The 6,629-nt window shown below is 50.6% G+C and carries 5 protein-coding genes; 1 reads left to right on the forward strand and 4 read right to left on the reverse strand.

All coding sequences use genetic code 11. The features are described 5' to 3' along the window. The 3 genes from ACTG33_RS15330 to rlmKL all read right to left on the reverse strand — a co-directional run. Window positions 1-378 (reverse strand): hypothetical protein (locus tag ACTG33_RS15330; RefSeq protein ID WP_439136096.1); only part of this gene is annotated, 378 nt, incomplete at its 3' end. A 277-nt stretch (window positions 379-655) separates the two neighbouring features. Next, the gene (gene uvrB, locus ACTG33_RS15335) at window positions 656-2,659 is read right to left on the reverse strand and encodes an excinuclease ABC subunit UvrB (RefSeq protein WP_439136097.1); all 2,004 of its coding nucleotides are present in this window, start codon (window positions 2,657-2,659) and stop codon (window positions 656-658) included. A gap of 118 nt (window positions 2,660-2,777) precedes the next feature. Continuing rightward, on the reverse strand, window positions 2,778-4,952 hold the full coding sequence (gene rlmKL / locus ACTG33_RS15340; RefSeq protein WP_439136098.1) for a bifunctional 23S rRNA (guanine(2069)-N(7))-methyltransferase RlmK/23S rRNA (guanine(2445)-N(2))-methyltransferase RlmL: 2,175 nt from the start codon (window positions 4,950-4,952) through the stop codon (window positions 2,778-2,780). A gap of 415 nt (window positions 4,953-5,367) precedes the next feature. Between rlmKL and rmf the strand changes: the two genes are divergently transcribed. Further along, window positions 5,368-5,571 carry a ribosome modulation factor gene (gene rmf / locus ACTG33_RS15345; RefSeq protein WP_439136099.1) on the forward strand — a complete coding sequence of 68 codons (204 nt, stop codon included), beginning with the start codon at window positions 5,368-5,370 and terminating at the stop codon, window positions 5,569-5,571. Window positions 5,572-5,761: 190 nt separating this feature from the next. Here rmf and ACTG33_RS15350 read toward each other — a convergent pair. Beyond that, window positions 5,762-6,629: quinone-dependent dihydroorotate dehydrogenase (locus ACTG33_RS15350; RefSeq protein ID WP_439136100.1), on the reverse strand; the 868-nt coding region annotated here is incomplete at its 5' end.

Genomic DNA, 6,629 nt, shown 5'->3' on the forward strand with positions numbered 1-6,629 from the left:
CAACGTAAACAACCCTGCTACCAACAAGCCAAGAAATGTAGAAATTATCCCCAGACCGATAAAGGTCATCAAAGGACTGGAACGGGTAGCCTCGGGTCCCAGGATCACAAGGACTGAAGCCAGCACTAGCCCTGCTACCAGCCCACCAACTCCGAAAATTGCATGAGACCGCATAAGAGTATGTCTGACACCCGGAGATTCGGGCTCAACTTTTCTACCCAGATGTTTATCGTCAGGCTGAATTAAATCCACTTGTTTCCGCTTCAGCTCGCCTCTGCGTAACAGCGTGTTAATGGCTTTCTCTGCCGTAACACGGGCATTAAATTCACCACTGACTAGATGTGGGTATTTTTCACCGCTCATATCAAAAGTCGACATATCGTTATCCTCTCTTGTGCTTACCAGATTTGGTAATTTTTACAATATGACTTGCAATGCTTTCAGTATTTTCATCTGTTTTGTCACTTAGCTCATCATCCTCAACCAAATCATGGGTGGAGAGAGCTAAAGCCGTTACCCGTATGGTGGATTAATTCAAAATTTGTGCCGACAGTGAGCCAGCACCAAGGAAAGCGACACGCATGAGACGCGTCATTTCAGGAAGGAGGGAAAGAAAATTGAAAGCCTTAGCCACAAGGCTTCCGGAGGTATTTTATCAAGCCTGTGAGGCTTTTAAGCGACTTATCTGGTCTCGCAGGCGCGCCGCCTCTTCGAATTCTAAATTTTTGGCAGCCTGGAACATCTGCTCTTCCAGGTTGGCTACATGCTTCCATACATCACCGGTTGCCAGCTCTGCTTCGTATTTACCCTGCTTCTCCGCCACCTTACGGCTGTTGCGCTGCGCTCTTGCGCCAGGCACGTAAGTGCCCTCCATAATATCGGTGACGTTTTTACGGATCCCCTGCGGAGTAATGCCGTGCTTTTCATTATGAGCAACTTGTTTGGCGCGACGGCGCTCAGTTTCATCAATGGAACGTCGCATGGACCCAGTGATTTTGTCTGCGTAGAGAATAGCTCTGCCGTTAACGTTACGCGCAGCACGACCAATCGTCTGAATCAGTGAACGATCGGAACGCAGAAAGCCCTCCTTGTCAGCATCAAAAATCGCCACAAGAGATACTTCTGGCATGTCCAGCCCCTCCCGCAACAGGTTGATACCAACCAGTACGTCAAACTCGCCCAGACGCAAATCGCGAATAATTTCGACCCGCTCGACCGTATCAATGTCCGAGTGCAGATAGCGCACCCGCACACCATGCTCTTGCAGATAATCCGTGAGATCTTCAGCCATGCGCTTGGTCAGAACCGTGATCAACACACGCTCATCCAGCTCGACCCGCTTGTGAATTTCGGACAGAGCGTCATCCACCTGCGTACCGGCAGGACGAATTTCCACTTCTGGATCCACCAGACCCGTGGGGCGAACCACCTGCTCAACCGTTTGTCCCGCATGCTCGGCTTCATATGGACCCGGCGTTGCGGATACAAAAATCGTTTGCGGTGCCAAGCGCTCCCACTCATCAAATCGCATGGGACGATTATCCAGTGCCGATGGCAAGCGAAAACCGTATTCCACCAGAGTCTCTTTGCGTGAACGGTCGCCTTTGTACATACCACCGATCTGCGGTACACCCACGTGGGATTCATCAATCACCAACAAGGCGTCTTCCGGAAGATAATCAAATAAGGTGGGCGGAGCCTCTCCGGGCGGCCGCCCAGAGAGATAACGTGAGTAGTTTTCAATACCGGTGCAGTAGCCCAGCTCCTGCATCATCTCTACATCGTATTTGACGCGCTGCTCGAGACGCTGTGCCTCCACCAGCTTATCGTTGTCACGAAGCTGCTTGAGTCGATCTTTCAACTCTTCCTTAATATCATCAATGGCATCAACAATCGTTTTTCGTGGTGTAACGTAATGAGATTTCGGATAGACCGTAAATCGTGACACTCTTTGCGTGACCTCTCCGGTCAAAGGATCAAACAGCGATAACTGCTCGATCTCTTCATCAAAGAGCTCAATACGCAATGCCAAATGATCGGAATCGGCAGGAAAGACATCGATCACATCGCCACGTACCCGATAGGTGGCACGGTGAAAATCTATGTCGTTGCGTGTGTATTGCAGCTCTGCCAGGCGTCGCACCAGCTCACGCTGATCGATCATGTCACCGCTTACCAGATGCAGCACCATCTTCAAGTAAGAATCGGGATCACCCAAACCGTAAATGGCAGAAACCGTTGCCACCACAATAGCGTCTTTGCGCTCCATCAGCGCCTTGGTTGCCGACAAACGCATTTGCTCAATGTGTTCGTTAACTGATGCGTCTTTCTCAATAAAGGTGTCGGAAGACGGGACGTAAGCTTCTGGTTGATAGTAATCGTAATAGGAGACGAAATACTCCACTGCATTATTGGGGAAAAACTCTTTAAATTCGCCGTAAAGCTGAGCGGCCAAAGTTTTGTTTGGCGCCATAATCATCGTTGGGCGCTGCACCTGCTGGATCACATTGGCAATGGTGAAGGTCTTACCGGAACCGGTAACCCCTAACAAAGTTTGATGTGCCAAACCGGCCTCAACCCCCGTCACCAGACCTTTAATGGCCGCGGGTTGATCACCGGAGGGCTTGAACGGACTGGCTACGGTAAAAGGCTTGCTCATGGATTACATCTTCATCAATCAAACACAGTGAATCACTAATGGTCGCAAGAAACGGACAATCGAACAAGATTGTCTGATCCGTTCCTTAACGCTTACGTTATGAATATCGACCTGATCCTTAGGACTTGGCTCGAATCAACCAGCACTGGTGGATTTTGGCGTTGCGTTTAAAATCGGGATCCAACGTTTGCTGGGTGATATTTTCAACGGCATAACGTGACTCAATATCAGCGTCCAGCTTGAAACTCCGCAAGTTGTTGGAAAACACGAGACAACCGCCCGGCTGCAAGATTTCCATACAGCGGTTCACCATATCAACGTGATCCCGCTGGATATCCAACACCCCTTCCATCCGCTTGGAATTGGAAAAACTGGGGGGATCCAGCATGATCAGATCGAACCCTTCACGACAATCCTGTAGCCATTGAAGGCAATCCCCCTGTACCAGTTGATGCTTACTGGTAGACAGGTTATTGGCCTCAAAATTCTTTTCAGCCCAGCGTAGATAGGTTTTCGACATATCCACACTGACCGATTCTTTGGCTCCCCCCAGAGCCGCGTGAACCGTGGCTGTGGCGGTATAACAGAACAGATTGAGGAAACGCTTGCCCCGAGACATCTGGGCAATACGCTGGCGCACCGGACGATGGTCCAGAAACAATCCTGTATCCAGATACTCCCACAGATTCACCAGTAATGTGGTCGGCCCTTCTTTTACCGGAATGAGAGGATGCCGCTCTTCGCTTTGACGCTGATATTGCTCTTTGCCACGATTGCGACGGCGCTGTTTAAAACTCACATGCTCATGATCGACTTCCAGTGCCACCGGTACCGCCGCCTGAATCTCTTCAAAACGGGCAATGGCCTTGTCTTCGTCAATACTCTTTGGCGCAGCGTATTCCTGCACGTGAACATAACGGTTCTGGTTGCTGTCGACGTAGATATCGATGGCAGCGGAGTATTCCGGCATATCGGCATCGTAAACACGATAACAATTGATCTCGTTGTTTTTGACCCACTTGGAAAGCTGTTTGAGGTTTTTACGCAGGCGATTAGCCAGCATTTCAGCGCCAGGGGACAGCGGCTTGGGCTTATTCAACTCCGCCGGTGGTGCATTCACGTATTGCGAAGGCTCCACATCCACCATCAGCAATTCGCTGGGCAGCGCGCCATTGAACAGCTTGTAGCGCTTTTTCGCACGCAGCCCCATGCTCTTGCCCAGATCTGGATTACCGGTAAACACACCCAGCTTCCAACCGTCGAAATGCTCACGGCACTTGTCGCCCAACTGACGATACAGCCCTTTTAGAGCTTCCTGTTCGCCCAAACGCTCGCCATAAGGAGGGTTTGTTAACACCAGACCGAAATCCAGCGTCTTGTGAGTGGGCTTGACCAACTCTTCCAGAGGTTTACAGACCACTCTCACATAGTCGTCCAATCCGGCCATGCTGATATTGGACTCTGCAGCAAACAGAACCTTGCGGTCAGCGTCATAACCCCGAATTTCCGGAATATCCCGCTTTAAGCCTTCGCGATAGCGGGTCTGAGCCTCATGGCGCAAGTCAGCCCAGATCTCCGCATCATGATTCAACCAGCGCTCAAAACCGAATGTGGGGCGATCCAGACCAGGGGCATAATCCAGCGCCATCATGGCGGCTTCGATCAAAATGGTGCCTGAGCCGCACATAGGGTCGATTAACGCTCCGCCGTGCTTGGCAATCTCCATCCAACCAGCCCGCATCAACAGAGCTGCGGCCAGGTTTTCTTTTAAGGGCGCCGCGCCCTGCTTGGTGCGGTAGCCACGACGATGAAGGCTGTCGCCACAGAGATCAATACTGATCGTGACATGACCTCGATTCAGGCGGGCATTGATGCGCAAATCCGGTTCTTGCTTGGCCACGCTGGGTCTGGCTCCGGCGCTTTCACGGAAACCATCCACCACCGCATCCTTGATTTTCACGGCGCCAAACTGAGTGTTGCGAATCACATTGCTCGAACCGGTAAAATCCACGAGCAGAGTGCCTGTGGGATTCATGTGCTCTGACCAGTCAATCTTGCGCGCCGCATCGTAAAGATCATCAGCACTGTTTACTTCAAAGCGTCCCAAAGGCAAAAACACCTTATTGGCAATACGCGACCACAGACAGGCACGATAAGCCCCTTTCAGGTCCGTGGTGAAATAAACTCCAGCGACAGTTTCGCGCAGTTCGTCAAAGCCAAAAGACTTAAGCTCTGCCATTAATGGGCCTTCCAGCCCTTTAGGACAGGTGGCGAAATATTGTTGAGTGGTCATATGCCCTTCAGAAAGCCCATTTCTCGAAATCAAGAAACATTGGCTTTTCAAGTAGTTAAATCATTAATTGAAAGTCAAACCGAGACTCTAGATCGCGTCCGACTAAACAGCGTGAAGATTATAAGAAATAAATCATTCACAAGGCCGTCATTATTTTGCTGTACTGCAAGTTCGTGACTTGGGTTATTGTCGCCCGGCGCGAGCAGTACTTTTTCTCAGACATTCACTAGTTCTCAGATAAAACCGGAGTTATACGGCTTACCAAGACAGTATGGCTGAATTGATTTAGAACCAGCCTGGTATCCCATTGACTCCAAGCCAATCAGGAACGGATCGTTCGCTGGAATGCGTCCGGTTCAGATAGCTTAGAAAACTAAAGTAGATTACTAAATCAAACTGAGAGGTACCCCTCCCTATGAAAACCCAAAAACGCAGTCAAACTACACGCGCCTTCAGCAAAGGTTATCAAGCTGGTATCGATGGGCGTTCGCGCAGTCTCTGCCCTCACGAAAACGAACTCGCACGACAAACATGGCTTAGCGGCTGGAGAGAAGGACGCACAGACCACTGGGACGGTTTCAATCGAGCCGCCAAAGCTCAAAAGCTCAGTAATATGTAACCCTTAATTGACCTTGAACCCGGGGGCTCAATCTAGGGCTCCCGGGAAAATTGACCCCAGAGCCAAACACCCGACCATCAACGCCAATATCAGCTTTCCAGGACCTCTTACTTGCGACTAAACCCTCTTACTTGCGACCAAGCACTCTACTTACGACTACGCCCTCTTTCTTACTTCCGCCTAAACTCGCTTATTTCAGACTCGCAATGGCTTTCGCCACTTCCCCAATCAGCTCTGGTCCCCGATAGATAAACCCGCTGTACACCTGAACCAGACTCGCACCGGCTTTGATTTTCTCTTCGGCATCCGCACCGCTTAAAATACCACCCACACCAATGATTGGCAGCTTACCGCCCAGTGCCTCAGACAGGCTGGCAATAACTTCGGTGGACTTATCTCGTACAGGAGCACCACTCAGGCCACCCGCTTCCTGAGCATTCTCAGAGCCTTCCACCCCATCACGAGAAATGGTGGTATTAGTGGCGATAACCCCATCCAAACCACTATTGAGTAACACTTCAGCAACTTGCTGAATGGCCACTTCATCCATATCTGGCGCAATTTTAACGGCAACGGGGACGTAACGATTGTGGGTTTTTTCCAGCGCCAGTTGCTCACTTTTAACCGTATCGAGCAGAGATTTCAGGCTGTCACCGAACTGCAAATCCCGCAATCCCGGTGTGTTCGGTGAGGAGATGTTGACCGTTATATAATCGGCGTACTCGTACACTGCCTGCATGCAGAGCTGATAATCAGACGCCGCATCTTCAACAGCAGTATCGAAGTTTTTACCGATATTGATCCCCAAAACACCGGAGTAACGACGACGTTTCACTTGCTCAACCAAATGTGCCACGCCTTTGTTATTGAAGCCCATACGATTGATGATGCCCTGATGCTCAGGGAGGCGGAACAGACGCGGTTTGGGATTACCGGGCTGAGGCCTCGGCGTGATGGTACCGATCTCAACAAAACCGAACCCCAACTGCCCTAGCGCATTGAAGCAATCACCATTTTTATCGAGACCAGCAGCCATTCCCACCGGGTTGGGGAACGTC

The sequence above is a fragment of the Pseudomaricurvus sp. genome (assembly GCF_965662505.1).
Lineage (GTDB): Bacteria > Pseudomonadota > Gammaproteobacteria > Pseudomonadales > Cellvibrionaceae > Pseudomaricurvus.